The sequence below is a fragment of the Mycobacterium sp. E2327 genome, assembly GCF_001672675.1.
GTDB lineage: Bacteria > Actinomycetota > Actinomycetes > Mycobacteriales > Mycobacteriaceae > Mycobacterium.
In genome coordinates this window covers 1-26,153 of record NZ_LZKE01000171.1, presented here as the reverse complement: position 1 = coordinate 26,153, position 26,153 = coordinate 1, and the positions used below count along the sequence as shown (strand labels likewise).

Annotated in this window: 26 protein-coding genes and 2 pseudogenes; 24 read left to right on the top strand and 4 right to left on the bottom strand. The window is 69.3% G+C overall.

The genetic code is table 11. The features are described 5' to 3' along the window. Positions 1 to 215 (top strand): annotated as a pseudogene (locus A5712_RS30390) (ABC transporter ATP-binding protein); the annotation flags it as partial. Here the strand turns inward: A5712_RS30390 and A5712_RS30385 are convergent. Next, on the bottom strand, positions 122 to 490 hold the full coding sequence (locus tag A5712_RS30385) for an ATP-binding cassette domain-containing protein (protein ID WP_369830412.1): 369 nt from the start codon (positions 488 to 490) through the stop codon (positions 122 to 124). The pseudogene A5712_RS30390 and the gene A5712_RS30385 sit on opposite strands and share 94 nt — an antisense overlap. Before the next feature lie 251 nt (positions 491 to 741). Here A5712_RS30385 and A5712_RS20380 point away from each other — a divergent pair, with 251 nt between their 5' ends. The 3 genes from A5712_RS20380 to A5712_RS20370 all read left to right on the top strand — a co-directional run bounded on the left by A5712_RS20380 (position 742) and on the right by A5712_RS20370 (position 4,730). After that, positions 742 to 2,982: a hypothetical protein gene (locus A5712_RS20380; protein ID WP_068108801.1), complete on the top strand. Its 2,241-nt coding sequence runs from the start codon at positions 742 to 744 to the stop codon at positions 2,980 to 2,982. Positions 2,983 to 3,059: 77 nt separating this feature from the next. After that, the gene (locus tag A5712_RS20375) at positions 3,060 to 3,800 is read left to right on the top strand and encodes a dienelactone hydrolase family protein (protein ID WP_197519454.1); all 741 of its coding nucleotides are present in this window, start codon (positions 3,060 to 3,062) and stop codon (positions 3,798 to 3,800) included. Between the two features lie 63 nt (positions 3,801 to 3,863). After that, positions 3,864 to 4,730, top strand: a complete 867-nt coding sequence (locus tag A5712_RS20370; protein WP_068108793.1) for a cyclopropane mycolic acid synthase family methyltransferase — start codon at positions 3,864 to 3,866, stop codon at positions 4,728 to 4,730. 8 nt (positions 4,731 to 4,738) lie between these two features. Here the strand turns inward: A5712_RS20370 and A5712_RS20365 are convergent, their stop codons facing one another. Next, positions 4,739 to 6,001 carry an ammonium transporter gene (locus tag A5712_RS20365; RefSeq protein ID WP_068108790.1) on the bottom strand — a complete coding sequence of 421 codons (1,263 nt, stop codon included), beginning with the start codon at positions 5,999 to 6,001 and terminating at the stop codon, positions 4,739 to 4,741. Positions 6,002 to 6,069: 68 nt separating this feature from the next. Between A5712_RS20365 and A5712_RS20360 the strand changes: the two genes are divergently transcribed. After that, the gene (locus A5712_RS20360; protein ID WP_068108788.1) at positions 6,070 to 6,681 is read left to right on the top strand and encodes a DNA-3-methyladenine glycosylase; all 612 of its coding nucleotides are present in this window, start codon (positions 6,070 to 6,072) and stop codon (positions 6,679 to 6,681) included. On the opposite strand, the gene A5712_RS20355 is transcribed toward A5712_RS20360, so the two are convergent. Then, entirely contained in the window at positions 6,678 to 7,601 is a 924-nt protein-coding gene (locus A5712_RS20355) for a bile acid:sodium symporter family protein (RefSeq protein WP_255342535.1), read from the bottom strand. The two genes, A5712_RS20360 and A5712_RS20355, sit on opposite strands and share 4 nt — an antisense overlap. An 80-nt stretch (positions 7,602 to 7,681) precedes the next feature. Here A5712_RS20355 and tyrS point away from each other — a divergent pair, with 80 nt between their 5' ends. From tyrS to xerD, 13 genes are all read left to right on the top strand, one after another. Next, complete coding sequence (tyrS, locus tag A5712_RS20350) at positions 7,682 to 8,956, top strand: tyrosine--tRNA ligase (RefSeq protein WP_068108782.1); 1,275 nt, start codon at positions 7,682 to 7,684, stop codon at positions 8,954 to 8,956. A gap of 43 nt (positions 8,957 to 8,999) precedes the next feature. After that, entirely contained in the window at positions 9,000 to 9,359 is a 360-nt protein-coding gene (locus A5712_RS20345) for a DUF732 domain-containing protein (RefSeq protein WP_277622340.1), read from the top strand. Positions 9,360 to 9,450: 91 nt separating this feature from the next. Then, positions 9,451 to 10,239, top strand: a complete 789-nt coding sequence (locus A5712_RS20340; protein WP_156766675.1) for a tetratricopeptide repeat protein — start codon at positions 9,451 to 9,453, stop codon at positions 10,237 to 10,239. 1 nt (position 10,240) lies between these two features. Then, positions 10,241 to 11,233 (top strand): HAD-IIA family hydrolase, encoded by a 993-nt coding sequence (locus A5712_RS20335; RefSeq protein ID WP_068108773.1) that lies wholly within the window; start codon positions 10,241 to 10,243, stop codon positions 11,231 to 11,233. A 12-nt stretch (positions 11,234 to 11,245) separates the two neighbouring features. After that, positions 11,246 to 11,431, top strand: coding sequence for a hypothetical protein (locus A5712_RS20330; RefSeq protein ID WP_068108770.1), 186 nt, complete (start codon positions 11,246 to 11,248; stop codon positions 11,429 to 11,431). A gap of 8 nt (positions 11,432 to 11,439) precedes the next feature. Next, on the top strand, positions 11,440 to 12,249 hold the full coding sequence (locus A5712_RS20325) for a TlyA family RNA methyltransferase (protein WP_068108767.1): 810 nt from the start codon (positions 11,440 to 11,442) through the stop codon (positions 12,247 to 12,249). Further along, positions 12,246 to 13,181 (top strand): NAD kinase, encoded by a 936-nt coding sequence (locus A5712_RS20320; protein ID WP_068108764.1) that lies wholly within the window; start codon positions 12,246 to 12,248, stop codon positions 13,179 to 13,181. The genes A5712_RS20325 and A5712_RS20320 overlap by 4 nt, the downstream gene beginning before the upstream one ends. A 7-nt stretch (positions 13,182 to 13,188) precedes the next feature. Beyond that, the gene (gene recN, locus A5712_RS20315) at positions 13,189 to 14,940 is read left to right on the top strand and encodes a DNA repair protein RecN (RefSeq protein WP_068108761.1); all 1,752 of its coding nucleotides are present in this window, start codon (positions 13,189 to 13,191) and stop codon (positions 14,938 to 14,940) included. A 557-nt stretch (positions 14,941 to 15,497) separates the two neighbouring features. Further along, positions 15,498 to 16,679: a putative cytokinetic ring protein SteA gene (steA, locus tag A5712_RS20310; RefSeq protein ID WP_068108759.1), complete on the top strand. Its 1,182-nt coding sequence runs from the start codon at positions 15,498 to 15,500 to the stop codon at positions 16,677 to 16,679. Between the two features lie 23 nt (positions 16,680 to 16,702). After that, on the top strand, positions 16,703 to 17,647 hold the full coding sequence (locus tag A5712_RS20305; RefSeq protein ID WP_068108757.1) for a copper transporter: 945 nt from the start codon (positions 16,703 to 16,705) through the stop codon (positions 17,645 to 17,647). A gap of 129 nt (positions 17,648 to 17,776) precedes the next feature. Further along, a complete protein-coding gene (locus A5712_RS20300) occupies positions 17,777 to 19,528 on the top strand; it encodes a CTP synthase (protein ID WP_068108754.1) in 1,752 nt (583 codons plus the stop codon). Next, a complete protein-coding gene (locus A5712_RS20295; protein WP_068108804.1) occupies positions 19,521 to 20,144 on the top strand; it encodes an NUDIX hydrolase in 624 nt (207 codons plus the stop codon). The genes A5712_RS20300 and A5712_RS20295 overlap by 8 nt, the downstream gene beginning before the upstream one ends. Further along, on the top strand, positions 20,141 to 21,082 hold the full coding sequence (gene xerD, locus A5712_RS20290) for a site-specific tyrosine recombinase XerD (protein ID WP_068108751.1): 942 nt from the start codon (positions 20,141 to 20,143) through the stop codon (positions 21,080 to 21,082). The genes A5712_RS20295 and xerD overlap by 4 nt, the downstream gene beginning before the upstream one ends. A 72-nt stretch (positions 21,083 to 21,154) precedes the next feature. Here the strand turns inward: xerD and A5712_RS20285 are convergent, their stop codons facing one another. After that, entirely contained in the window at positions 21,155 to 21,907 is a 753-nt protein-coding gene (locus tag A5712_RS20285) for an O-methyltransferase (RefSeq protein ID WP_068108749.1), read from the bottom strand. 187 nt (positions 21,908 to 22,094) lie between these two features. On the opposite strand from A5712_RS20285, the gene A5712_RS20280 reads away from it, so the two are divergent. The 6 genes and pseudogenes from A5712_RS20280 to A5712_RS20255 form a co-directional block, all read left to right on the top strand. After that, entirely contained in the window at positions 22,095 to 22,958 is an 864-nt protein-coding gene (locus tag A5712_RS20280) for a ParA family protein (RefSeq protein ID WP_068108747.1), read from the top strand. Further along, positions 22,946 to 23,822, top strand: a pseudogene (locus tag A5712_RS20275) (segregation/condensation protein A). Before A5712_RS20280 ends, A5712_RS20275 begins: the two are co-directional and overlap by 13 nt. Beyond that, positions 23,819 to 24,517, top strand: coding sequence for an SMC-Scp complex subunit ScpB (scpB, locus tag A5712_RS20270; RefSeq protein ID WP_068108741.1), 699 nt, complete (start codon positions 23,819 to 23,821; stop codon positions 24,515 to 24,517). The pseudogene A5712_RS20275 and the gene scpB overlap by 4 nt, the downstream one beginning before the upstream one ends. Then, complete coding sequence (locus tag A5712_RS20265) at positions 24,517 to 25,260, top strand: pseudouridine synthase (protein ID WP_068108737.1); 744 nt, start codon at positions 24,517 to 24,519, stop codon at positions 25,258 to 25,260. Before scpB ends, A5712_RS20265 begins: the two co-directional genes overlap by 1 nt. After that, on the top strand, positions 25,257 to 25,928 hold the full coding sequence (gene cmk / locus A5712_RS20260; RefSeq protein ID WP_068108735.1) for a (d)CMP kinase: 672 nt from the start codon (positions 25,257 to 25,259) through the stop codon (positions 25,926 to 25,928). The genes A5712_RS20265 and cmk overlap by 4 nt, the downstream gene beginning before the upstream one ends. Next, positions 25,925 to 26,153: GTPase (locus A5712_RS20255; RefSeq protein WP_197519453.1), on the top strand; the 229-nt coding region annotated here is incomplete at its 3' end. The genes cmk and A5712_RS20255, both read left to right, overlap by 4 nt.

The following is a 26,153-nucleotide window of genomic DNA, read 5'->3' as shown; positions in this document are numbered from 1 at the left end:
AGTCGGGCACCGTCACCGTGCTGGGCCGGCCGGCCGGAAGCCCGGCGCTGCGCCGCCGCGTCGGATACATGCCGCAGGACCCGACGATCTACAACGACCTGCGGATCGTGGACAACGTCCGCTACTTCGCCTCGCTGTACGGCTTCGACAACTGCGCCGCCGATGCGGCCATCGAGCGGGTCGGGTTGACCGACCATCGAACCGCCTTCTGCGGCATGTATCCGACGCGGCGGCGCAGCGCCGGGCTTCCGGCCGGCCGGCCCAGCACGGTGACGGTGCCCGACTTCACGATCTGCGTCCCGACGATGCACCGCATCAGGGTGGTCTTGCCGCAGCCGGAGGGGCCGAGCAGCCCGGTGATCGTGCCCTTCGCGATGGTTACCGAAAAGTCGTGCAGCGCAGGGCGTTTACCGCGGACGACGCGCAGATGCTCGATGTTGACGGCGGGGGCGTGTCCCCTCGCCAATAATTCATCACTCGATGAACTCATCATGTGATGAATACTCCGCTCGTGAGCGGGCCATGTCAAGGGCGGCTGCGCCGCGAACGTGAAAATTACGACGCGACACGCCGCCGCGGCGTCGTGGATTTCACGCTGGGCGGAGCCCGTCCCTCGGTGCGACGATCTGCTGGGACGTTTTGAAGCTGGGATCGGTAGCGCAGGGAGGCACAAGAATTTCGCAAATGGCCGGCGCTAACGTCCCGCCGCGAAGCCATCGGAAAGCCGTGAAGGGAACCGCCATGGACAAGTTGCTGACGGATCACGGCGACCCGGAGAAACGCATCGCCGATCTCGAGCATCGGCTTGCCGAGCGGACGCGGGGCGCCGAACCGCCACCGCCAACCCCGCACGACGCGGTTCCGTCGCGCCGTTTCGTGGCAGCCGCCGCGCCGCCCAGCGCCAAGCAGATGATGAAGTACACCTACCTGATCATGTTCGGCGGAATGGCGTCGCTCGGCCTGATCTATATGACGCTCTTCCTGGTTGGCGCCCTCGTGGGTGCGGAAAACGTGATGAAGGTCGGCGGCTTCCTGGTCTTCATCGCGTTCTTGGTGCTCGCCATGCCGGCTTTCGGCGTGTTCCAACGGCGGATGAATCGCAAAAAGACGGTGTTCGTCGACGTCGGGAACGGCAGCCTGACCGTCAGCTCGCGACCGGGCGAGGTCTTCTCCTTCGGCGATGCGCAGCTGGGCAACTGGACCCTCGCGGGGTACGGCGGCACCACGAAAGGCACGGCGCTGCACCTGCGAAGTGGCCGCAACCGCTTCGTCCTCGGCGGGCAAGATCATCGCCTCGGCGACGAAACACCGCTCGACGCACCGCCCGTCGACAGCGTCGACGCGACGATGTGGGCGTCGGAGTTCGATGAGCTGCTCGCCGCGATCCGCCGCCCCCGCGTACGCGGGCCGCTCCCGGGGCAACCGACCCGCTGCCTGCTCACCCCGAACCCGGCGCGGATGTTCTCGTCCTCGTTTTTCGGGATGTTCAAGAACACCGCGACGGCGATGAGGCTCAACTCCAACCCGCCGCGACCGAGCCTGGCCATCGACGTTGGCGACGAAGAGATCTCGCTGATCGACGTGAACAGCAACGCGCGCCTCGCCGCGGGCTCGCTTGCGCAGGTGACCGCGACGCCCGCCGCAAGCACCCGCTCGGCGCCTTACGTGGGTACCCTCACGACGGCCGTTCTCGTTGTGCGCGTTGCCGACTCGCAACCGCTGACCATCGGGTGCCCCGACGTCGCCGGCCCGCCGCAGGCCAGCTGGAGCGGCACCAAAACGAAGTACGACTACCGGTTTGCGTGGCGCGGCGGTGTGCCTTCGGCGGATGAACCGGAATTCGTGGTCTCGGACGCGGATTGGCTGACGCTCGTCGAAAAGTTCGGCCTGGCTTCGCAATTAGAGGACCGGGCCCGAGAAGCGAGTGCGGCCACACCCGGCCCGGGCGGGGCGCCGCTGGCCCGGCCCAAACGCAAGCTCTGGATTTACGGCGTCATCATCGCCGCGATCATGTTCATCGTGGGCCCGGCGATGATGTTCCTGGCCAGCAGCATCTGGAACGACCATCAGAGCAAGGAAGATCAGCTCAAGGCGGACCGGGAACGGCAGTACGCGTTGCCCTTTACCGGCCTGCGCAGTCCGCACGGTGTGGCCGTCGACGGCGCCGGCAACGTCTATGTCAGCGACACCCACCTCAATCGCGTGCTGAAGCTGGCGGCCGGGTCGAATACCCAGACGGTGCTGCCCTTCACCGGGCTCGATCTGTGTTCCAACACCATCGACGCTTCCCTCGGCGGGGTGGCGGTGGACTCCGCCGGGTCCGTGTACGTCAGCGACAGCTGCCACAACCGGGTGTTGAAACTGGCGGCTGGGTCGAGCACCCAAACGGTGCTGCCGCTCCGGCGCCTGCGTGATCCGCACGGTCTGGCGGTAGACGCAGCGGGCGCGGTGTACGTCGTCAACATCAGCGACAGTGAGGTGCTGAAGCTGGCGCCCGGGTCGAGCACGCCGACCGTGCTGCCGTCGAGCGGCAGAGGTGGGAGCCCCAATGGCGATGTGGCCGTGGACAACGCCGGCAACGTCTACATCAGTGTCTCGCACAGCGTCGGACGCCATTCCGTCGAGCGCTACCTGGTGAAGCTGGCACCCGGGTCCGACACCTGGACCCGAATGCCCCCGGCCCCCGACAACTCCTACAAGGGGCTGAGCACGGGCGAGCAGGACGCGACGATCGACAACGCCGGCAACGTGTACATCTTCACCGGGCTCGCCGGGGGCGTGATGAAGTTGGCGCCGGGGTCGAGCACCTGGACCGAGCTGCCCGGGTCGCCCCGCTTCGTCGACCCCCTGGGGTTGGCCGTGGACCCCGGCGGCAACTACGTGTACGTCACCGATCACACGGGTTCCCGGGCAACGGGCGGCGGCCTTCCCTGGGAGGACGATGACGCTCAGGGCTTCGTGCTCAAGCTGCCCGCGGGCTAGCCGAGTGCCGGCCTTCGCTGGCGGTGAACACTGTTATCTCGCAACGCACCTCGTGATACACAGTCGACATGATGAGCGTGACCGACATCGAGTACCAGGCCGACGGCAGAACGATGATCGGTCGGCTTGCCGTGCCAGACGGCGACGGCCCGCGTCCGGCGGTCCTGATCGCGCACGAGGGCCCGGGACTTGATGACCACCAACGCCGCCGCGCGGATCGACTCGCCGAACTGGGTTACGTGGCGTTCGCGCTCGACTATCAGGGCGGTGGCGTGTCGATGACCGACCGAGCAGCGATGATGGCCCGTCTCGACGATCTCTGGCACGACCCGGAGCGCACCCGGGGGCTGGCCCGCGCGGGCCTGACCGTGCTACTCGACCAGCCCCGCACCGACCCCACCAAGGTCGCCGCAATCGGCTATTGCTTCGGCGGACACCTCGTCCTGGAACTTGCGCGCGCCGGGACCGACCTCGCTGTCGTCGTCGGCTTCCACCCCCGGTTGGCCACTCCGCGGCCGTCGGACGCCGCCAACATCACCGCCAAAGTGCTCGTGTGCATCGGCACCGAGGACCCATTGATCCCCGTCGGCGAGCGGCTCGTGTTTGAAGAGCAGATGCGCGCGGCCGGGGTCGACTGGCGCATGAACCTCTATGGCGGCGCGCAGCACAGCTTCACCCACCCGGAGGTCGACCGCCTCGGGGTCCCCGGTCTGCGGTTCGACGAACTGTCAGCGGAGCGATCATGGCGCGCCATGCTTGATCTGTTCGATGAGACGTTCCACACCGGGCGCAGCGAGCAGGTCGGCCGCAGCCGATAAACTCACGACGCCGAGCCGCACATCGACTGGACCGCCCGAAGGTTCAAGGAAAGGCAACACGTCATGGCTGAGGAGCTGACACCGCATTTCGAGGATGTGCAGGCGCACTACGACCTATCCGACGACTTCTTTCGCCTGTTTCTCGACCGCACCCAGATGTATACGTGCGCCTACTGGCTCGGCGGCGATGACATGACTCTAGAACAGGCACAGATCGCCAAGATCGACCTGTCGCTGAGCAAGCTGGGCTTGCAGCCGGGCATGACGATGCTGGACCTGGGCTGCGGCTGGGGCGCCGCCATGATGCGCGCCATCGAGAAATACGACGTCAACGTCGTCGGCATCACGCTGTCCAAGAATCAGGTCGCCCACGTCGAGCAACTGTTCGCCGAGTCGGACAGCCCGCGCTCCAAGCGGGTGCTGCTCGAGGGCTGGGAGCGGTTTCACGATCCGGTGGACCGGATCTTGGCGATCGGACCGTTCGAACACGTCGGCTACGACCGCTACGACGCTTTCTTCAAAAGAACTTACGAGCTGTTGCCGAGCGGCGGCACGATGTTGTTGCACACGATCACCGTCCTCTCGGAGAAGGAGATCATCGAGTCCGGCCTGCCGCTCACCCCGGCGATCGTCGAATTCAGCGACTTCATGAAGACCGAGATCTTCCCGGGCGGCTTCCTGCCGACCATCGACATGGTCAAGGAGTTCTCGGCGAAGGCCGGCTTCAAGCTGAAGCGCCGCCAATCCCTGCAGCGGCATTACGCAAAGACCCTGGATGTCTGGGCCGCGGGCCTGGAGGCGCACAAAGAAGAGGCCATCGCGATCCAGTCCGAAGAGGTCTACGAGATGTACATGAAGTACCTCACCGGCTGCGCGAACCTGTTCCGCAAGGGCTACACCGACCTCAACCAATTCACGCTACGCAAGTAGCGATCGGCTCATCGTTCGCCCGGGCGACGTAGCGGCTGATGTCCGTGCACGCCTTCGGCGTAAGCGGTTTCGGCGTGCTGGGTAAGGTCGACGCCGGTGGTCTCGTCGTCGGCGCTGAGCCGAAAGCCCATCACCCGATCGATCACCTTGGCAAGGACGAACGACGCCGTGAACGCGTAGAGCGCGACCACCGCGATCGCCAGCACCTGCTTGCCCAGCTGGGCGAAGCCGCCCCCGTAGAAGAGGCCCCGTGGGCCCGCCGTCATGACCGCCGTCGCGAGCAGCCCGATCAACGACACACCGACGACGCCGCCGACGAAGTGCACGCCCACCACGTCGAGCGAATCGTCATAGTTGAAGCGGAATTTCGCCGCGACCGCGAACGAGCACACGACACCCGCGGCCAGGCCGACGACCGCCGCGCCGAGCGTGTTGACGGTTCCGCACGACGGGGTGATGGCGACGAGGCCGGCCACCACACCGGATGCCGCCCCGAACGTCGTGGGCCTGCCGTCCCGGATGCGTTCGACCGTCAGCCAGCCGAGCATGCCGAGGCACCCCGCGACGAGCGTGTTGAGGAAGATCGCCGCGGCGGTTCCATTGGCGGCCAACGCGGATCCGGCGTTGAACCCGAACCAGCCGAACCACAGCAGCCCGACACCGAGCAGGACGAACGGCAGGTTGTGCGGCCGCATGGCGTCCTTCTTGAACCCGATGCGGGGCCCCAGCACCAGCGCCAGGGCCAGGGCCGAGGACCCGGACACAATCTCGACCACCAGGCCGCCCGCATAGTCGAGCACCCCCAGCTTCGCCAGCCAGCCGCCGGGTCCCCACACCCAGTGCGCGACAACCGAATACACGACGATCGTCCACACGGTGGCGAACGCCATCCAGGCCGCGAACCTCGCGCGGTCCGCGATCGCGCCGCTGACCAGGGCGGCCGTGATGATCGCGAACGCCAGCTGGAACGTGGCGTACAACAGTTCGGGCACCGCCCCGTGGACGGTGTCGGGGCCGATGCCGAGCATCCCGAGGTGTCCGAGGTTTCCGACGAGGCCGTACCCACCGTCTTGGGAGAACGCGATGGTGTAGCCGATCAACAGCCACGCCACCGTGACCAGCGGGATGGCGATGAAGCTCATCATGATCATGTTGAGCACCCCGGTGGTGCGTACCATGCCGCCGTAGAAGATCGCCAGGCCGGGGGTCATCAGCAGCACCAAGGCGGTGCTGGCCAGCAGCCACGCCGTGGCGGCGGGGTCGATGTGCATTGTCGGGCTCCTTCGACACAATTTCGGCCGGGATATTGCCACGTCGGCCTTGTCGGTAGGTTCGGTGGGTGGTCGCAGGGGAGCTGGTGGTGGATCCGGTCGCCGCCGCGCACCGGCTGCTCGGCGCCACCCTGAACGGCAGGGGCGTGCGGGCCGTCGTCGTCGAAGTCGAGGCCTACGGCGGGGTTCCCGACGGTCCCTGGCCCGACGCCGCGGCCCACTCGTACCGCGGCCGGTCCGGCCGCAACGCCGTGATGTTCGGCCCGCCCGGGCGGCTCTACACCTACCGCAGCCACGGGATCCACGTCTGCGCCAACGTCTCGTGCGGACCCGACGGGACCGCGGCGGCCGTCCTGCTGCGCGCCGCCGCCGTCGAGGAGGGCACCGACGTCGCGCGCGCCCGGCGCGGCGAGCTGGTCCGCACCGCCGCGCTGGCGCGTGGCCCGGGCAACCTGTGCTCGGCGTTGGGAATCACCATGGACGACAACGGGATTGACCTGTTCGATCCCGACGGCCCGGTGACCCTGGAACTGAACGCCCCGCTGACCGCCACCGCGGGCCCCCGCGTCGGGGTCAGCCAGGCGGCCGACCGGCCGTGGCGACTGTGGCTCGGCGGCCGCCCGGAGGTGTCGGCCTATCGGCGCAGCCCGCGGGCACCCGCCCCCGGGACGAGCGACTAGACGGCGGCAGGGGCCACCCGAAACGCGGGGTCCACGCGGCGCGCAATCAAGACGAAAGTGACGGCCAGCAGCGGCGCGATGGCGCTGTAGACCGCGGCGGGCGTGGCCATCACGGCGCTGTTCAGCAGCTGCGGGCTCAGCGCGATGCCCATCGCCACGACGGCATTGTGCATTCCGACCTCCAGGCTGACCGCGACAGCCTGCCGCGGGGCCAGGCGCATCAGGCGTGGCGCCAGGTAGCCGACCATCAGGCTCACGGCGCAGAAAACCACGACCGCCCCGGTCAGCAGGCCGATGTTGTGCCAGAGCGTCGTTCGTCCGCCTGCGATCGCCGCAACGATGGCCAGCACCAGCAGGGTGAGCGCCGCGATCCGGACCGGCTTCTGCATTCGGCGGGCCAGCTCGGGGAAGCGGTGCCGGATGGCAACGCCGATCGCGATCGGAACCAGCACCAGGCCGATCACCGCAAGGAACTTGTCCAGCTGCAGCGGCAGGAACCGCCCTTCACCGAGGAACCACGTCATCGCCACCGCCAGAATGGTGGGCAGGGCAACGATCGACAGGACCGCGTTGATTGCGGTCAGGGTGAGGTTTAGGGCCAGATCGCCGTTGAACAAATGGCTCAGGATGTTCGACATCGTCCCGCCGGGGGTCGCCGACATCAGCATGAGCCCGACCGCCAGGTGCGGTTCGAGATGGAAGACCTCGGCGATCACCAGGCACAGCGTCGGCAGCAGCAGCGCCTGACAGATGAGCGCCACCGCGAGCGGTTTGCGCAGGCCCGCGGCCCGCTTGAAGTCGTCGACGGTGAGGGTCAGCCCCAGCGCGAGCATGATGATCGCGACGACCAACGGCCAGTATCGGTTGTCCATGACGCTCCGCGTTGTTGGTGCGCGTACGGGGGAAGATGACGGCGCCACGATGCGCCACGTAGTTAGCTTGCCTTATATCACGGTGCGTGGGCGAATCGACCGCGTCACAGCGACTAAAGTCGTGCGCGATGAATTCCGGGATCCTTGACGAGCTGGGTTGGCGCGGGCTGATCGCGCAGTCCACCGACCTCGACGCGCTGGCCGCCGAGGCGCAGCGCGGGCCGATGACGGTGTACGCCGGCTTCGACCCGACCGCGCCCAGCCTGCACGCCGGACACCTGGTTCCGCTGCTGGCGCTGCGCCGCTTCCAGCGGGCCGGCCACCGGCCGATCGTGCTCGCCGGCGGCGCCACCGGCATGATCGGCGACCCGCGCGACGTCGGCGAGCGCAGCCTCAACGAGGCGGACACCGTCGCCGCGTGGACCGAGCGGATCCGCGGGCAGCTGGAGCGCTTCGTCGACTTCGACAATTCGCCCACTGGAGCCGTCGTCGTCAACAACCTGGACTGGACGGGCCCCCTCTCGGCCATCGAGTTCCTGCGCGACATCGGCAAGCACTTCTCGGTCAACGTGATGCTGGACCGCGACACCATCCGGCGGCGCCTCGACGGCGAGGGCATCTCCTACACGGAGTTCAGCTACATGCTCCTTCAGGCCAACGACTACGTTGAGCTGCACCAGCGCCTCGGCTGCACGCTGCAGATCGGCGGCTCGGATCAGTGGGGCAACATCATCGCCGGGGTGCGCCTGGTCCGCCAGAAGCTCGGCGTGACGGTGCATGCGCTGACGGTGCCGCTGGTGACCGCGGCCGACGGCACCAAGTTCGGCAAGTCCACCGGCGGCGGCAGCCTGTGGCTGGACCCCGAGATGACCAGCCCATACGCCTGGTACCAGTACTTCATCAACACCGCCGACGCCGACGTGATCCGCTACCTGCGGTGGTTCACCTTCTTGTCCGCCGACGAGCTGGCGGAGCTGGAGCGGGCCACCGCCGAGCGCCCGCAGCAGCGCGCCGCGCAGCGGCGGCTGGCCCGCGAGCTGACCGTGCTGGTGCACGGCGAGGCGGCCACCGAGGCCGTCGAGCACGCCAGCCGGGCGCTGTTCGGGCAGGGCGAACTCGACCGGCTGGACGAGGCGACGCTGACCGCGGCGCTGCGCGAGACGTCGGTCGCCGAGCTCAAGCCCGGCAGCCCCGACGGGATCGTCGACCTGCTCGTGGCCAGCGGCCTGTCGGCCAGCAAGGGCGCCGCGCGGCGCACGATCGGCGAGGGCGGCGTCTCGGTCAACAACGTGCGCGTCGACAGCGAGGAATGGGCGCCGCAGCCCTCGGACTTCCTGCACGGCCGGTGGCTGGTGTTGCGGCGCGGCAAGCGCAACGTCGCCGGCATCGAACGCGTCGCCTAGTCGTTACCGTGTCGTATCGCCGTCGTGACCTCGGCTGACCAGGGTGGTCACGGTGACTAGCGCGACTCGGATGCTGCGGGTGATGGTGCTGAGCGCGGGCCTGGCCGGCCTGACCGCGGTACTGGCCGCACCCGTGCACGCCGACTGGATGGGCAACGCGTTCCTGCGGGCGCTCACGAACGCCGGCGTCCCGGTGTCGCAGCCCGACAGCGCGACGGCGCTCGGGAGGTCGGTGTGCCCGATGCTCGTGGAACCCGGCGGGTCGTTCGACTCGGTGATCAGCACGGTCGCCGACGGCCACGGAATGTCGCACGACGCGGCGGGCGTGTTCACCATCGTCGCGATCGCGACCTACTGCCCGGCGGTGCTGGCGCCGCTGCTGACTGACCGCCCGCCCGCGTAGTCGGCCTCGCGCCGCCGCCCTGGCCTCACAATCAAAGCCGTCGCCGCACACTCATCAAAGGCCCCGCCGCCACGCCCGTATCCTTTGCAGAGTGGTCGACGACAGGCAGGGGCACGGCGGTAGGCGGGGACCGCGCAAGGCATCCGGCTCCTGGTCGGGTCCCGGTCGCGCCCGGCCGGCGCAGCCGCGCACCGCTGACAAGGACCATCGCGCGCCGAACGACGGGCCCCCGATACCGCCCGGCGTGGAGGCCAAACAACTGGCGCCCGAAATCCGCCGCGAGCTGAGCACGCTGGACCGCGCCACGGCCGACGCGGTGGCGCGCCACCTGGTCGCCGCCGGCGAGCTGATCGACGAGGACCCCGAGGCCGCGCTGAAACACGCCCGCGCGGCGCGGGCCCGGTCCAGCCGGATCGCCGCGGTCCGCGAGGCCGTCGGAATCGCGGCCTACCACTGCGGCGACTGGGCCCAGGCACTCGCCGAACTCCGGGCCGCCCGCAGGATGGGCAGCAAGTCGGCGCTGCTCGCGCTGATCGCCGATTGCGAACGCGGCCTTGGCCGTCCGGAGCGGGCGATCGAACTGGCGCGCGGCGAGGAGGCGGCCCAGCTGTCCGGCGACGACGCCGACGAGTTGCGCATCGTCGCCGCCGGCGCCCGCGCGGATCTCGGGCAGCTCGAGCAGGCGCTGACCGTCCTGTCCACCCCGCAGCTCGACACGAGCCGCAGCGGCTCGACGGCGGCCCGGCTCTTCTACGCCTACGCCGACACGCTGCTGGCGCTCGGCCGCAACGACGAGGCGCTGGAATGGTTCCTGCGCTCGGCGGCCGCCGATATCGACGGCGTCACCGACGCCGAAGAGCGTGTCGGCGAGCTCGCCTGAGATGAAAACCATTGCGCAGCAATACGATTGCCTGCTCGTCGACCTGGACGGCACCGTCTTCCGCGGTGCCCAGCCCACCGAGGGCGCCGTGCAGTCGCTCGACGAGGTCGAAAGCCGCAAGCTCTTTGTGACCAACAACGCCTCCCGCAGCGCCGACGAGGTGGCGCTGCACCTGCGCGAGCTCGGCTTCACCGCGACCGCGACCGACGTCGTCACCAGCGCCCAGAGCGCGGCCCGGCTGCTGGCCGACGAGCTCGCCCAGGAATCGCGGGTGTTGATCGTCGGCACCGACGCGCTGGCCAACGAGATCGCCGCCGTCGGGCTGCGCCCGGTGCGCCGCTACGACGACGACCCCGTCGCCGTCGTGCAGGGCCTGTCCACCACCATCGGCTGGCCCGACCTCGCCGAGGCCGCGCTGGCCATCCGGGCCGGCGCGCTGTGGGTGGCCGCCAACGTCGACCCGACCCTGCCGACCGAGCGCGGCCTGCTGCCCGGAAACGGATCGTTCGTGGCCGCGCTGCGGGCCGCCACCGGCGCCGAACCGCGGGTCGCGGGCAAGCCGGCGCCGCGGCTGTTGCAGGACGCGGTCGCCCGTGGGGACTTCCGCGCGCCCCTGGTCGTCGGCGACCGGCTGGACACCGACATCGAGGGCGCCATTGCCGCCGACCTGCCCAGCCTGATGGTGCTCACCGGGGTCAGCACCGCCCGCGACGCGGTGTTCGCCGACCCCGCCCGCCGGCCCACCTACATCGCCCACGACCTGCGTTCGCTGCACTCCGAGGACGAGCGGCTCGCGGTGAAGCCGCAGCCCGGCTGGCACGTCGACGTCGGGGATCAGGCGGTGACGGTCAGCGCCGACGGCGCCGACGAGGGCGACGGGCTGTCGGTCGTCCGGGCCGTCGCGCACGCGGTGTGGGGCGCCGCGGCGCCCGTGCGCATCGAGGCGGCCGACGCGCGCGCCCGGGACGCGCTGCAGCGCTGGTCTCTGGACTAGCGTAGGGACGCGATGAATATCGATCCCGATCAGCTTCGCGCTGAAATAGATGCCCTGGTCGCCCAGCTGTCGGATATCGGGGATCCGGAAAACCCCGAACACGAGCCGTCCCTCGCCGAGCTCGAAGAGATAGCGCGCCGCCTGTCCGAGGCGCACGACGTCCTGCTGGCCGCGCTGGAGTCGGCGGAGAAGGGCTGAGTACCGCCGTGGCACGACGTGCCCGCGTCGACGCCGAGCTCGTCCGCCGCGGGCTCGCCCGATCCCGCCAGCAGGCCGCGGAGTTGATCGGCGCCGGCAAGGTGAGCATCGACGGCATGCCCGCGCGCAAGCCCGGCACCGCCGTCGACGTCACCGCCGCCCTGACCGTCACCGACGAGGACGAGCGCGGCTGGGTGTCGCGCGGGGCGCACAAGCTCATCGGCGCGCTGGACGCCTTCGGCGTTGCGGTCGCGGGCCGCCGCTGCCTGGACGCGGGCGCGTCGACGGGCGGGTTCACCGAGGTGCTGCTGGATCGCGGGGCGACCGAGGTAGTGGCCGCCGACGTCGGCTACGGGCAGCTGGCCTGGTCGCTGCGGTCCGATCCCCGGGTGATCGTCGTCGAACGCACCAACGCCCGCGCACTGACGCCGGAGGCCATCGGCGGCCCGGTCGACCTGGTGGTGGCCGACCTGTCATTCATCTCGCTTGCCACCGTGTTGCCCGCGCTGATTGGATGCGCTTGGCCCAGCGCGGATATCGTTCCCATGGTGAAGCCGCAGTTTGAGGTGGGCAAGGGCCAGGTCGGCGCCGGCGGGGTCGTCCAGGATCCTGGCCTGCGCGCCGACGCGGTGCTGCGGGTCGCGCGGCGCGCGGGGGAGCTGGGCTGGCATGCCGTCGACGTCACCGCCAGCCCGCTGCCGGGTCCATCGGGCAATGTCGAATACTTCTTGTGGCTGCGCGCCGAGACCGATCGGGGGCTATCTGCTGATGGGCTGGTGGACGCGGTGCGGCGCGCGGTGGAAGAGGGCCCGCAGTGACTCTTGAGAAGGACACTGAACGTACCGTGCTGCTGGTGGTGCACACCGGCCGCGACGAGGCGACCGAGACCGCGCGTCGCGTTCAGAAAGTGCTGGGCGACAACGGGATTGCGCTTCGCGTGCTGTCGGCCGAGGCCGTCGACCGGGGATCGCTGCACCTGTCCCCGGACGACATGCGGGCGATGGGCATCGAAATCGAGGTCGTCGACGCGGACCCGCTCGCGGCCGAGGGCTGCGAACTGGTGCTGGTGCTCGGCGGCGACGGCACCTTCCTGCGGGCGGCCGAATTGGCCCGCAACGCCGGGATTCCGGTGCTGGGCGTCAACCTGGGCCGGATCGGCTTTCTGGCCGAGGCCGAAGCCGAGGCGATCGACCGCGTGCTCGAGCACGTGGTGGCCCGCGACTACCGGGTCGAGAACCGGCTGACCCTGGATATCGCGGTGCGCCACAAGGGCGCCGTCGTTGAACACGGGTGGGCGCTCAACGAGGTCAGCCTGGAGAAGGGGCCCCGGCTGGGCGTGCTCGGGGTGGTCCTCGAGGTCGACGGCCGTCCGGTGTCGGCGTTCGGCTGCGACGGCGTGCTGGTGTCGACGCCGACGGGCTCCACCGCCTACGCGTTCTCGGCCGGCGGCCCGGTGCTGTGGCCGGACCTCGAGGCAATCCTGGTGGTGCCCAACAACGCTCACGCGCTGTTCGGTCGGCCCATGGTCACCAGCCCCGAAGCCACCATCGCGATCGAAACCGAGGCGGGCGGTCACGATGCCCTGGTGTTCTGCGACGGCCGCCGCGAAATTCTGATCCCGGCCGGCAGCCGGATCGAGGTGACCCGCTGCGACACCCCGGTCAAGTGGGCGCGGCTGGACAGCGCCCCATTTACCGACCGCCTGGTGCGCAAGTTCCGGTTGCCGGTGACCGGTTGGCGCGGAAAGTAATGCCCCGGTGCTTACCGAGATACGCATCGAGTCGCTGGGAGCCATCAGCGCCGCGGTCGGGGAGTTCGGCCGCGGCCTGACGGTGCTGACCGGCGAGACCGGCACCGGCAAGACGATGGTGGTGACGGGGCTGCACCTGCTGGGCGGGGGCCGCGCCGACCCGAACCGGGTCCGCTCGGGAGCCGACCGCGCCGTCGTCGAGGGCCGTTTCACCACAACCGATCTCGATGACGAGACGGCGGCGCGGCTGGACGCGATCCTGGGGGACCTGGGCGCCGAGCGCGACGAGGACGGCAGCGTCATCGCGCTGCGCTCGGTCAACCGCGACGGACCGTCGCGCGCCTCCCTGGGCGGGCGCAGCGTCCCCGCCAAGTCGCTGGGCGACTTCACCACCGAACTGCTCACCCTGCACGGGCAGAACGACCAGCTGCGCCTGATGCGGCCCGAGGAACAACGCGGTGCGCTGGACCGCTTCGCGGAGGCCGGTCCGCCGCTGGAGCGGTACCGCAAGCTGCGCGAGGCCTGGCTGACGGCGCGCCGCGACCTCATCGACCGCCGCGAGCGGGCCCGCGAGCTCGCGCAGGAGGCCGACCGGTTGCAGTTCGCGCTGAACGAGATCGACACCGTCGACCCGCAACCCGGCGAGGACGACGCGCTCGTCGCCGACATCGTGCGCCTGTCCGAACTCGACACGCTGCGCGAGGCCGCCGCCACCGCGCGCGCAGCGTTGTCCGCCGACGACGGGGACGGCCTTGGCCACGGTGCGATCGACAGCCTCGGAAAGGCAAGGGCCGCACTCGAATCGACCGACGACGCGACGCTTAGGGCGCTTGCCGGCCAGATCGCCGAGGCGCTGACGGTGGTCGACGACGCGGCCCACGAACTCGGCGGCTTCCTCGACGAGCTGCCCGTCGACGCCAGCGCCCTGGAATCCAAGCTGGCCCGCCAGGCCCAGCTGCGCACGCTGACCCGCAAGTACGCCGCCGACATCGACGGGGTGCTACGGTGGGCGGCCGAATCGCGGCAGCGGCTGGCGCAACTCGACGTGTCCGAAGAGGCGATCACCGCGCTGGAACGCCGCGTCGCCGAGCTGGCACGCGAATTGGGAGACGCCGCAGTCGAACTCGGCAAGGTTCGGCGCAAGGCCGCCAAGCGGCTCTCCAAGGCGGTGACCGCGGAGCTGTCCGGGCTGGCGATGGCCGACGCGGAGTTCACCATCGACGTGGCCACCGATGTGGCGACCGACCCGGACGATCCCACCACCCTGACGCTGCCCTCGGGCGAGCCGGCCCGCGCCGGCGGCGACGGCATCGACCAGGTCGAGTTCGGCTTCGCGGCGCACCGCGGCATGACCGTCCTGCCGCTGGCCAAGAGCGCCTCCGGCGGCGAGCTTTCCCGGGTGATGCTGGCCCTCGAGGTTGTCCTCGCCGCCTCCGCGGCCGGCACCACGATGGTGTTCGACGAGGTGGACGCCGGCGTCGGCGGTCGCGCCGCGGTGCAGATCGGGCGGCGGCTGGCGCGGCTGGCCCGCACGCATCAGGTCATCGTGGTCACCCACCTGCCGCAGGTCGCCGCGTACGCCGACGTGCACCTGGTGGTGCACAGCGCCGGACCCAAGGGCACCAGCGTCGTGCGCCGGGCGAGCGGCGACGACCGGGTCGCCGAGCTGGCGCGGATGCTCGCGGGTCTGGGCGATTCCGACAGCGCCCGCGCGCACGCCCGCGAACTGCTCGAGACCGCCCAGGCCGACGCCAACTAGTCCCTCTCCCCGCGAGCGTGCGTGTTTGTACGCCGACACGCCGCAAACCCCGTACAAACGCGCACCCTCGCCTCCAGAATCAGAAGCTGTAGCCCTTGTTGATCGGCTTGGTCTACGGTGCGGCGATGCAGCGAATTAGCCTGGCATTGAACACAGCCACCTCCGGGCCTTGGGCCGAATATGCGGGGGTTGCAGTCGCAGCGGTGCTACTAATCGGTTTGCCACTCGGTGCGGTGATTTATGGCCTGGTGACCGCCCGCGGCCGACAGCGGAAAAGGCTCGTCGTCCTGGTGTTGACCACATTCCTCGTTTACGTCGGCGTCTTAGTTGCTCTGAACCTTTGGAACCACGCACACAGGCATCACAGCCCCAGCCATCCCACCGGCGTGCCCGCCGGCCGCCCTTCGTGACTGTCGAGGTTCGGGCATTCACCTCCCACCCTCACCGCGACCGAACCGGGATCAGCCTGTTACTAATGTGACTCTAGATAACTTATGAGGCAGATGTTACGGCGCGCCTACTCGCCTCGCCCTGGCTTCGCGGACAGAATCGCCCCCATGAAGATGTCAGGTCTGCTTTCGCGTAACACGACACGGCCGGGCCTCACCGGCACCGCCCGGGTCGACCGGAACATCGATCGCCTGCTGCGCAGGGTGTGCCCCGGCGACATCGTGGTGCTCGACATCCTCGATCTGGACCGCATCACCGCGGACGCGTTGGTGGAGGCCGACATCGCCGCCGTCGTCAACGCGTCGCCGTCGGTGTCGGGGCGCTACCCGAACCTTGGCCCCGAGGTTCTGGTCAACAACGGGGTGACCCTGATCGACGAGACCGGGCCCGAGGTCTTCAAGAAGGTCAAGGACGGCGCCAAGATTCGCCTCTACGAGGGCGGCGTGTATTCCGGTGACCGGCGGCTGGTCCGCGGCACCGAGCGCACCGACCACGACATCGCCGACCTGATGCGGGAGGCCAAGAGCGGCCTGGCCGCGCACCTGGAGGCGTTCGCCGGCAACACGATCGAGTTCATCAAGAGCGAGAGCCCGCTGTTGATCGACGGCATCGGCATCCCCGACATCGACGTCGACCTGCGCCGCCGGCACGTGGTGATCGTGGCCGACGAGCCCAGCGCCGAGGACGAGCTGCGCTCCCTCAAGCCGTTCATCAAGGAGTACCAGCCGGTGCTCATCGGTGTCGGCACCGGTGCGGATGTGTTGCGCAAGAACGGATACCGCCCGCAGATCATCGTCGGCGACCCCGACCAGATCAGCACCGACACCCTCAAGTGCGGCGCGCAGGTCGTGCTGCCCGCCGACGCCGACGGCCACGCGCCGGGCCTGGAGCGGATTCAGGACCTCGGCGTCGGGGCGATGACCTTCCCGGCCGCCGGTTCGGCGGTCGACCTGGCCTTGCTGCTGGCCGATCACCACGGCGCCGCGTTGCTCGTGACGGCCGGCCACACCGCCAACATCGAGACGTTCTTCGACCGCAACCGCACCCAGAGCAATCCCTCGACGTTCTTGACGCGGCTGCGGGTGGGGGAGAAGGTCGTCGACGCCAAGGCCGTTGCGACCTTGTACCGCAACCACATTTCGGCCGGCGCCATCGCGCTGCTGGCGCTGACGATGCTGATCGCCGTCATCGTCGCGCTGTGGGTCTCGCGCACCGACGGCGTGGTGATGCACTGGATCACCCACTACTGGAACCACTTCACCCTGTGGATACAGCACTTGCTCACATAGCTTTTCGACGAACGGTGCGTTAAATGATCTCGTTACGCCAACACGCCCTATCCCTGGCCGCGGTCTTCCTGGCGCTGGCCGTGGGCGTCGTGCTGGGGTCCGGATTCCTGTCGGACACCCTGCTGTCCAGCCTGCGTGACGAGAAACGCGACCTGTACACCCAGATCAGCGGGCTGAACGACCAGAAGAACGCGATGAACGAAAAGCTGGCTGCCGCAAACAATTTCGACAACCAGCTGGCCGGCAGGATCGTGCATGACGCGCTGGGCGGGAAGTCGCTGGTGATGTTCCGCACCCCGGACGCCCGGGACGACGACGTCGCCGCGATCGCGAAGTTCATCGGCCAGGCCGGCGGAACCGTCGTCGGAACGGTCTCGCTCACCCAGGAGTTCGTCGACGCCAACTCCGCGGAGAAGCTGCGGACGGTGGTGAACTCCTCGATCCTGCCCGCCGGTCAGCAGTTGAGCACCAAGCTCGTCGACCAGGGCTCGCAGGCCGGTGACCTGCTCGGCATCGCCATGCTGATCAACGCCAACCCGGCCACCCCGCCGATCGACGACGCGCAGCGCGACACCGTGCTGGCGTCGCTGCGCGACACCGGCTTCATCACCTATCAGCCCGCCGACCACCTGGGGGCGGCCAACGCCGCGCTGGTCGTGACCGGCGGCGCGTTGCCCCAGGACGCCGGCAATCAGGGCGTGAGCGTGGCCCGGTTCTCCGCCGCACTTGCACCGCACGGCTCGGGCACGCTGCTGGCGGGGCGCGACGGTTCGGCGACAGGGGGCTCAGCGGTCGCTGTCGCCCGCGCCGACGCCGGCATGAACTCGGCGATCAGCACCGTCGACGACATCGAGGCCGCGCCGGGGCGGATCACGACGGTCCTGGGCCTGCACGATCTGATCAACGGCGGCCACATCGGGCAGTACGGCACCGGGCACGGCGCCACCTCGATCACCGTGCCCCAGTAATTCGTCGCTGGGCCCTCGCTAGGGCGTGTTCGCGGCGCGTTGGCGTGCCGGATGTTAGGGTGGATTTCCGTGGGTCGGCAGGCCCAGCTAGCAAAATCCAAGCCCTGCCCGTCTTCACGGAGGTCGCCTGTGCGAAAGCACCCGCAAACCGCCACCAAGCACCTCTTCGTCAGCGGTGGGGTTGCTTCCTCGCTCGGCAAGGGGCTCACCGCCAGCAGCTTGGGGCAATTGCTGACGGCCCGCGGACTGCATGTCACGATGCAAAAGCTCGACCCGTACCTCAACGTCGACCCGGGCACCATGAACCCGTTCCAGCACGGCGAGGTCTTCGTCACCGAGGACGGCGCCGAGACGGACCTCGACGTGGGCCACTACGAACGTTTCCTCGACCGCGACCTGTCCGGGTCGGCGAACGTCACCACCGGGCAGGTGTATTCGACCGTCATCGCCAAGGAGCGGCGCGGCGAGTACCTCGGCGACACCGTCCAGGTGATCCCGCACATCACCGACGAGATCAAGCGGCGCATCCTGGCGATGGCCCAACCCGACGCCGACGGGAATCGCCCCGACGTCGTCATCACCGAAATCGGCGGCACCGTAGGCGATATCGAGTCGCAGCCCTTTCTCGAGGCGGCCCGCCAGGTGCGCCACGACCTCGGCCGGGAAAACGTCTTCTTCCTGCACGTATCGCTGGTGCCGTACCTGGCGCCCTCGGGTGAGCTCAAGACCAAGCCCACCCAGCACTCGGTCGCCGCGCTGCGCAGCATCGGTATCACCCCGGACGCGCTGATCCTGCGTTGTGACCGCGACGTCCCCGAGCCGCTGAAGAACAAGATCGCCCTGATGTGTGACGTCGACATCGACGGCGTCATCTCCACCCCGGACGCGAAGTCGATCTACGACATCCCGAAGGTGTTGCACCGCGAGGAGCTCGACGCGTTCGTGGTGCGCCGGCTCAACCTGCCGTTCCGCGACGTCGACTGGACCGAATGGGACGACCTGCTGCGCAGGGTGCACGAGCCGCACGAGACCGTGCGAATCGCGTTGGTGGGCAAGTACGTCGAGTTGTCGGATGCCTATCTATCGGTCACCGAGGCGCTGCGCGCCGGCGGGTTCAAGCACCAGGCCAAGGTCGAGATGGTGTGGATACCTTCCGACGACTGTGCCAATCCTCATGACGCCGCCGCCACGCTGAGCGACGTGCACGGGGTGCTGGTCCCCGGCGGCTTCGGCATCCGCGGCATCGAGGGCAAGATCGGCGCCATCCGGCACGCCCGGGGACGGGGGCTGCCGGTGCTGGGGCTGTGCCTTGGGCTGCAGTGCATCGTGATCGAGGCCGCCCGCTCGGCCGGTCTCACGGAGGCCAACTCGGCCGAATTCGAGCCGGGCACACCGGATCCCGTCATCTCCACGATGGCCGACCAGGAGCACATCGTGGCCGGCAACGCCGACCTCGGCGGCACCATGCGGCTCGGCGCCTACCCCGCCGTGCTGGAGCCGGATTCGATTGTGGCCCAGGCGTACGGCGCCACGGAGGTGTCCGAGCGACACCGGCACCGCTACGAGGTCAACAACGCCTACCGCGACAAGATCGCCGAGAGCGGGCTGCGCTTCTCGGGCACCTCGCCCGACGGCCACCTCGTCGAGTTCGTCGAGTACCCGCCCGAGGTGCACCCGTTCATCGTCGGCACCCAGGCCCACCCGGAGCTCAAGAGCCGGCCCACCCGGCCGCACCCGCTGTTCGTCGCGTTCGTCAAGGCGTCCCTCGACTACAAGGCGGGCGAGCAGCTTCCGGTGGAGATCCCGGAGCAGTCGTCCAACGGCAACCAGCATCGTGACAGCGTTCAGCGGCCGCTACCCGAGCCCGCGACCCGTGGCTGAGCACGTCTTCGAGACGGCGTCATCCGAAACGCTGCACACCGGAAAGATATTCGCGCTGCGCCGCGATCAGGTCCGAATGCCCGGCGGCAAGCTCGTCACCCGTGAAGTCGTCGAGCACTTCGGCGCGGTGGCCGTGGTGGCGATGGACGACGACGGCAACATCCCGTTGGTCTATCAGTACCGGCACGCGTTCGGGCGGCGGCTGTGGGAGCTGCCCGCCGGTCTGCTCGACGTCGGCGGCGAGCCCGCGGAGCTGACCGCCGCCCGGGAACTGCACGAGGAGGCCGGTCTGAAGGCCGACACCTGGCGGGTGCTCGTCGACCTCGACTCCACGCCCGGCTTCAGCGACGAATCGGTGCGCGTCTATCTGGCCACCGACCTCACCCAGGTGGACCGGCCCGAGGCGCATGACGAAGAGGCCGACATGACGCTGCAGTGGTATCCGCTGGAAGATGCCGTCGACAAGGTGTTCAGGGGTGAGATCGTGAATGCCATTGCGGTGGCGGGGATTTTGGCCGCGCACGTCGCCACCACCGAGTTCATGATGACGCGCCCGCCCGGCAGCCCGTGGACCGACAAGCCGACTGCGTTCGCCGCGCGAAAGGCCGCGCAATGACGGCGGCGGTTCTGGACACGCAACTGCAGGGCTACCTCGACCACCTCACCATCGAGCGCGGCGTGGCGAAGAACACGCTGACCTCCTATCGCCGCGACCTGCGCCGCTATTCGAAGCACCTGTCGGACCGCGGAATTCACGACCTGGCCAAGGTCGGCGAGGACGATGTCAGCGAGTTCCTCGTCTCGCTGCGCCGCGGCGACCCCGAGGCCGGGACGGCGGCGCTGTCGGCGGTGTCGGCGGCGCGGGCGCTGATCGCGGTGCGCGGACTACACCGGTTCGCCGCCGCGGAAGGCCTCGCCGAGCTGGACGTGGCTCGGGCCGTGCGGCCGCCGACGCCCGGCCGTCGGCTCCCCAAGAGCCTGACCATCGACCAGGTGCTGGCGCTACTCGAAGGCGCCGGCGGGGACGGCCCGAGCGACGGCCCGCTGACACTGCGCAACCGCGCGCTGCTGGAGTTGTTGTACTCCACCGGATCTCGGATCTCTGAGGCCGTCGGCCTCGACGTCGACGACATCGACACCGAGGCACGGTCGGTGCTGCTGCGCGGAAAGGGCGGCAAGCAGCGGCTGGTGCCCATCGGGCGCCCCGCCGTGCAGGCGCTGGACGCCTACCTGGTACGCGGCCGCCCCGACCTGGCGCGCCGCGGCCGCGGCACGCCGGCCATCTTCCTCAACGCCCGCGGCGGCCGGCTGTCGCGGCAGAGCGCGTGGCAGGTGCTGCAGGACGCCGCCGAGCGTGCCGGCATCACCTCGGGGGTGTCGCCGCACATGCTGCGGCATAGCTTCGCGACCCACCTGCTGGAAGGCGGCGCCGACGTCCGCGTCGTGCAGGAGCTATTGGGGCACGCCTCGGTGACGACGACGCAGATCTACACGCTGGTCACCGTGCACGCGCTGCGCGAGGTGTGGGCCGGCGCGCACCCGCGCGCGCAGTAGCTGTCGCGAGCAGACGCAAACTCGCGCTAGATCGCCTGTTTTCGTGCGATTTTGCGTCTTCTCGCGGGGGAACTAGCCCAGGTATTCCGACTCCAGCACCAGGTCGGACACCATCGACTGGTACTCGACGTGCGTCTTGTGCTCGACGGTGTTCCACCCCTTGCCCTGCTGCCGGCGCATGTATTCGCGGTACTTCGGCGCGCCGGGGATTCGCACGTTGTCGGCGACGACGATCGCGCCCGGATGCAGCCAGCCCCGATCGACGACGCTCATCAGGTCGCCCAGGTACGCGTTCTTGTCGTGGTCGAGAAACACGAAATCCAGTGCGCCCGAAGCGAATCCGTGCTCGTCGGCCAGCGCGTCCAGCGTGCGCCCGCCGTCGCCGATGGTGCCGACGACGCAGGTGACCCGGTCGGCTACGCCGGCGTGCTCCCAGATCCGGCGGGCGTTGGCGGCATTGGCCTCGGCGAGCTCCACGGAATACACCTTGGCCGTGGGGGCGGCGCGGGCGATGCGCAACGCGCCGTAGCCGCAGTAGGTGCCCAGCTCGAGGGCCAGCGCGGGCTCGGCGCGGCGCACGGCCGCGTCGAGCAGGAGGCCCTTCTCGTCGCCGATGCTCATCAGCATCGACTTCTCGTAGGCGAACTTGTCCAGGGCGGCCAGCGCGCCGTCGATATCGCCGGCGCGGGCGTTCCGCAGCACGTATTCGGCGGCGGCCGCCTCCCGGCCGTCACCGATCTGGCCCGTCGTGGTGATGTTGCGCACGCCGGTGGCCATCCGCCACACCGACCAGCGCAGGATGGGCAGCCGTCGCTTGAGGTCCATAGCTCTCCACGATAGTGACCTCCCGAATGTTGCTGGTGTGACTGAAGTTAACTCCCCTTACGGATGAGCGCTCGACCAGCGATTTTCGCCCATATTGGCTGGTGACTCGCCAGCGCGGCGCCCGGGTTAAATGCGCGAAGCCGTTAGACTTTCGAGCGATGTTCACCTCCCGAACACGCCGGGCGTGATGACCGAGCACCCGGAAAACGGCGTCGAGATCGGCTTGACGGGACGCCCGCCAAGGGCGATCCCCGAGCCCGCGCCGCGCACCTCGCATGGCCCCGCCAAGGTCGTCGCGATGTGCAACCAGAAGGGCGGCGTCGGGAAGACTACGTCGACCATCAACCTGGGCGCCGCGCTCGCCGAGTACGGCCGCCGCGTGCTGCTGGTGGACATGGACCCGCAGGGCGCGCTGTCCGCCGGCCTGGGCGTCCCGCACTACGAGCTGGACAAGACCATCCACAACGTGCTTGTGGAACCGCGGGTGTCGATCGACGACGTGCTGCTCAAGACCCGGGTCAACCACATGGACCTGGTGCCCAGCAATATCGACCTGTCGGCCGCCGAGATCCAACTGGTCAACGAGGTGGGCCGCGAGCAGACCCTGGGCCGGGCGCTTTACCCGGTGCTCGACCGCTACGACTATGTGCTGATCGACTGCCAGCCGTCCCTGGGCCTGCTCACCGTCAACGGCCTCGCCTGCGCGGACGGCGTGGTGATCCCGACCGAGTGCGAGTACTTCTCGCTGCGCGGCCTGGCGCTGCTGACCGATACCGTCGACAAGGTGCGCGACCGGCTCAACCCGAAGCTGGAGATCAGCGGCATCCTGCTCACCCGTTACGACCCGCGCACCGTCAACGCGCGCGAGGTGATGGCCCGCGTCGTGGAGCGCTTCGGGGACCTGGTGTTCGACACCGTGATCACCCGGACCGTCCGGTTCCCGGAGACCAGCGTGGCGGGCGAACCGATCACCACCTGGGCGCCCCGATCGACCGGCGCCATCGCCTATCGCGCGCTGGCCCGCGAGTTCATCCACCGATTCGGCGCGTGAACTCAACCGCCAACGGTGAGGCGCCACCCCAGACCGGCTTCCAGGTCCGCCTCACGAACTTCGAGGGGCCGTTTGACCTGCTGCTGCAGCTGATCTTCGCCCATCGCCTCGACGTCACCGAGGTGGCGCTGCACCAGGTCACCGACGACTTCATCGCCTACACCAAAGAGATCGGCTCGCAGCTGGGGCTGGAGGAGACCACTGCGTTCCTGGTGATCGCCGCGACGCTGCTCGACCTCAAGGCCGCGCGCCTGCTGCCGGCCGGGCAGATCGACGACGAAGAGGACCTGGCGCTGCTGGAGGTGCGCGACCTGCTGTTCGCCCGGCTGCTGCAGTACCGGGCGTTCAAGCATGTCGCGGAGATGTTCGCCGAGCTGGAGGCCGCCGCGCTGCGCAGCTACCCGCGCGCGGTGTCGCTGGAGGACCGGTTCACCGAGCTGCTGCCCGAGGTGATGCTCGGCGTCGACGCCGAACGGTTCGCCCAGATCGCCGCGGTCGCGTTCACTCCGCGGCCCGTGCCGACGGTGTCGATCGGGCACCTGCACGAGGTGGCGGTCTCGGTTCCCGAGCAGGCCAAAAAGTTGCTGGAGCTCCTGGAGACCCGCGGCAGCGGCCAGTGGGCGACGTTTTCCGAGTTGGTCGCCGACTGTGAGGCGCCGCTAGAGGTCGTCGGCCGCTTCCTGGCGCTGCTCGAGCTGTATCGGACCCGGACGGTAGCATTCGACCAGTCAGAGCCGCTTGGCGTGCTCCAAATTTCGTGGACCGGGGAACGGCCGGCCACCGAGGCCCTGTAGAAGTGCGGGACGAATGACCCGCGCCGGCGACGATGCAGAGCGCAGCGATGAGGAGGAGCGGCGCCAATGACCGAAGAGCTCCCCGACGAGCTGCCCGAAATCGATCTGGGGATCGAGATCGCCGAGGCGGCGCCGATGGACGCCGACGAACTCGGCTCGGTGCTGGAGGCGCTGTTGCTGGTGGTGGACACCCCGGTCACCGTCGAGGCGCTGGGCGCGGCCACCGGGCAGCCCGTCTACCGGATCGCGGCCAAGCTGCAGCAGATGTCCGAGGAACTCGCCGAGCGCGATAGCGGCATCGACCTGCGGCAGAACAGCGAGGGCTGGCGGATGTACACCCGCGCCTGCTTCGCCCCCTATGTCGAGAAGCTGCTGCTGGACGGCGCGCGATCCAAGCTCACCCGCGCCGCGCTGGAGACGCTGGCCGTGGTCGCCTACCGCCAGCCCGTGACGCGCGCGCGGGTGAGCGCGGTGCGCGGCGTCAACGTCGACGCTGTGATGCGCACCTTGCTGGCCCGCGGCCTGATCACCGAGGCCGGCGTCGACGACGACACCGGCGCGACGACGTTCGCCACCACCGAGCTGTTTTTGGAGCGCCTGGGGTTGGCGTCGCTGGGCGACCTTCCCGACATCGCGCCGCTGCTTCCCGACGTCGACACGATCGAGGACCTCAGCGAATCCCTGGACAGCGAGCCACGTTTCATCAAACTCGCGGGCGGTTCGGCGTCCGAGCAATCGCTGTCCTTCGATGTGGACAAGGATTGATGGCCGATACTCAAGGGGTCCGGCTGCAAAAAGTCTTGTCCCAGGCCGGAATTGCCTCGCGGCGGGCGGCCGAGAAGCTGATCATCGACGGCCGCGTCGAGGTGGACGGGCAGGTGGTGACCGAGCTCGGGACGCGGGTCGACCCGGACGCCTCGGTGATCCGCGTCGACGGCGCGCGGGTGGTGGTCGACGACTCGCTGGTGTACCTGGCGCTGAACAAGCCGCGCGGCATGCACTCGACCATGTCCGACGAACGCGGCCGGCCGTGCATCGGCGACCTGATCGAGCGCCGAGTCCGCGGGAACAAGAACCTCTTTCACGTCGGGCGGTTGGACGCCGACACTGAGGGATTGATCCTGCTGACCAACGACGGCGAGCTCGCGCACCGGCTGATGCATCCCTCCCACGAAGTGCCCAAGACTTACCTGGCGACGGTGGCCGGGACGGTGCCGCGCGGGCTGGGCAAGCGGCTGCGCGCCGGCATCGAGCTGGACGACGGGGTGGCCCAGGTCGACGACTTCGCCGTGGTGGACGCCATCCCCGGGAAGACGTTGGTGCGCTTGACATTGCACGAAGGACGCAACCGGATCGTGCGCCGACTGCTCGGGGCCGCTGGGTTCCCGGTGGAGGCGCTGGTGCGCACCGACATCGGCGCGGTGTCGCTGGGCGAGCAGCGCCCGGGCAGCATCCGGGCGTTGCGGCGCGACGAGGTCGGTGCGCTGTACAAGGCGGTCGGGCTGTGACGGGGGTTGTGGTCGCCATCGATGGCCCCGCCGGGACCGGGAAGTCCTCGGTGTCAAAGGGTTTGGCGCGGGCGCTGGGCGCCCGCTACCTGGACACCGGGGCGATGTACCGGATCGTGACGCTGGCGGTTCTGCGCGCCGGGGTCGACCCGGCCGATGCCGAAGCCGTCGGAACCATGGCGTCCACGGTCCCGCTGTCGGTGGACGATGACCACTACTTCCTTGCCGGAGAGGATGTTTCGGTCGAGATCCGCGGCGACGAGGTCACACGTGCGGTGTCGGCGGTCTCGGCGGTGCCGGCCGTTCGCGCGCGGCTGGTGGGGTTGCAGCGGGCTTTGGCCGAGGGGACCGGCAGCGTCGTCGTCGAGGGCCGCGACATCGGCACCGTGGTGTTGCCCGACGCGCCAGTGAAGATCTTCCTCACCGCTTCCGCCGAAACCCGCGCCAGGCGCCGCAACGACCAGAACGTCGCCTCCGGGCTGGCCGACGACTACGAGGGCGTGCTGGCCGACGTGCGCCGCCGCGACCATCTCGACTCCACTCGGGCGGTGTCGCCGCTGCGCGCGGCCGACGACGCGGTGGTCGTCGACACCAGCGACATGAGCGAGGCCCAGGTGATCGCCCACCTGCTCGAGCTGGTCCGGCAGAAGAGCGGGGCGGTGCGATGACGTCCGACGGCACCTGGTCCGACGAAAGCGATTGGGAGCTCGGTGATTCCGTCCTGTCGGACGTCGACGAGCCCGGGCCCGCTCCCGTCGTCGCGGTGGTGGGCCGGCCTAACGTCGGCAAGTCGACGCTCGTCAACCGGATCCTCGGGCGGCGCGAGGCGGTGGTGCAGGACGTCCCCGGCGTGACCCGCGACCGCGTCTCCTACGACGCGCTGTGGACCGGAC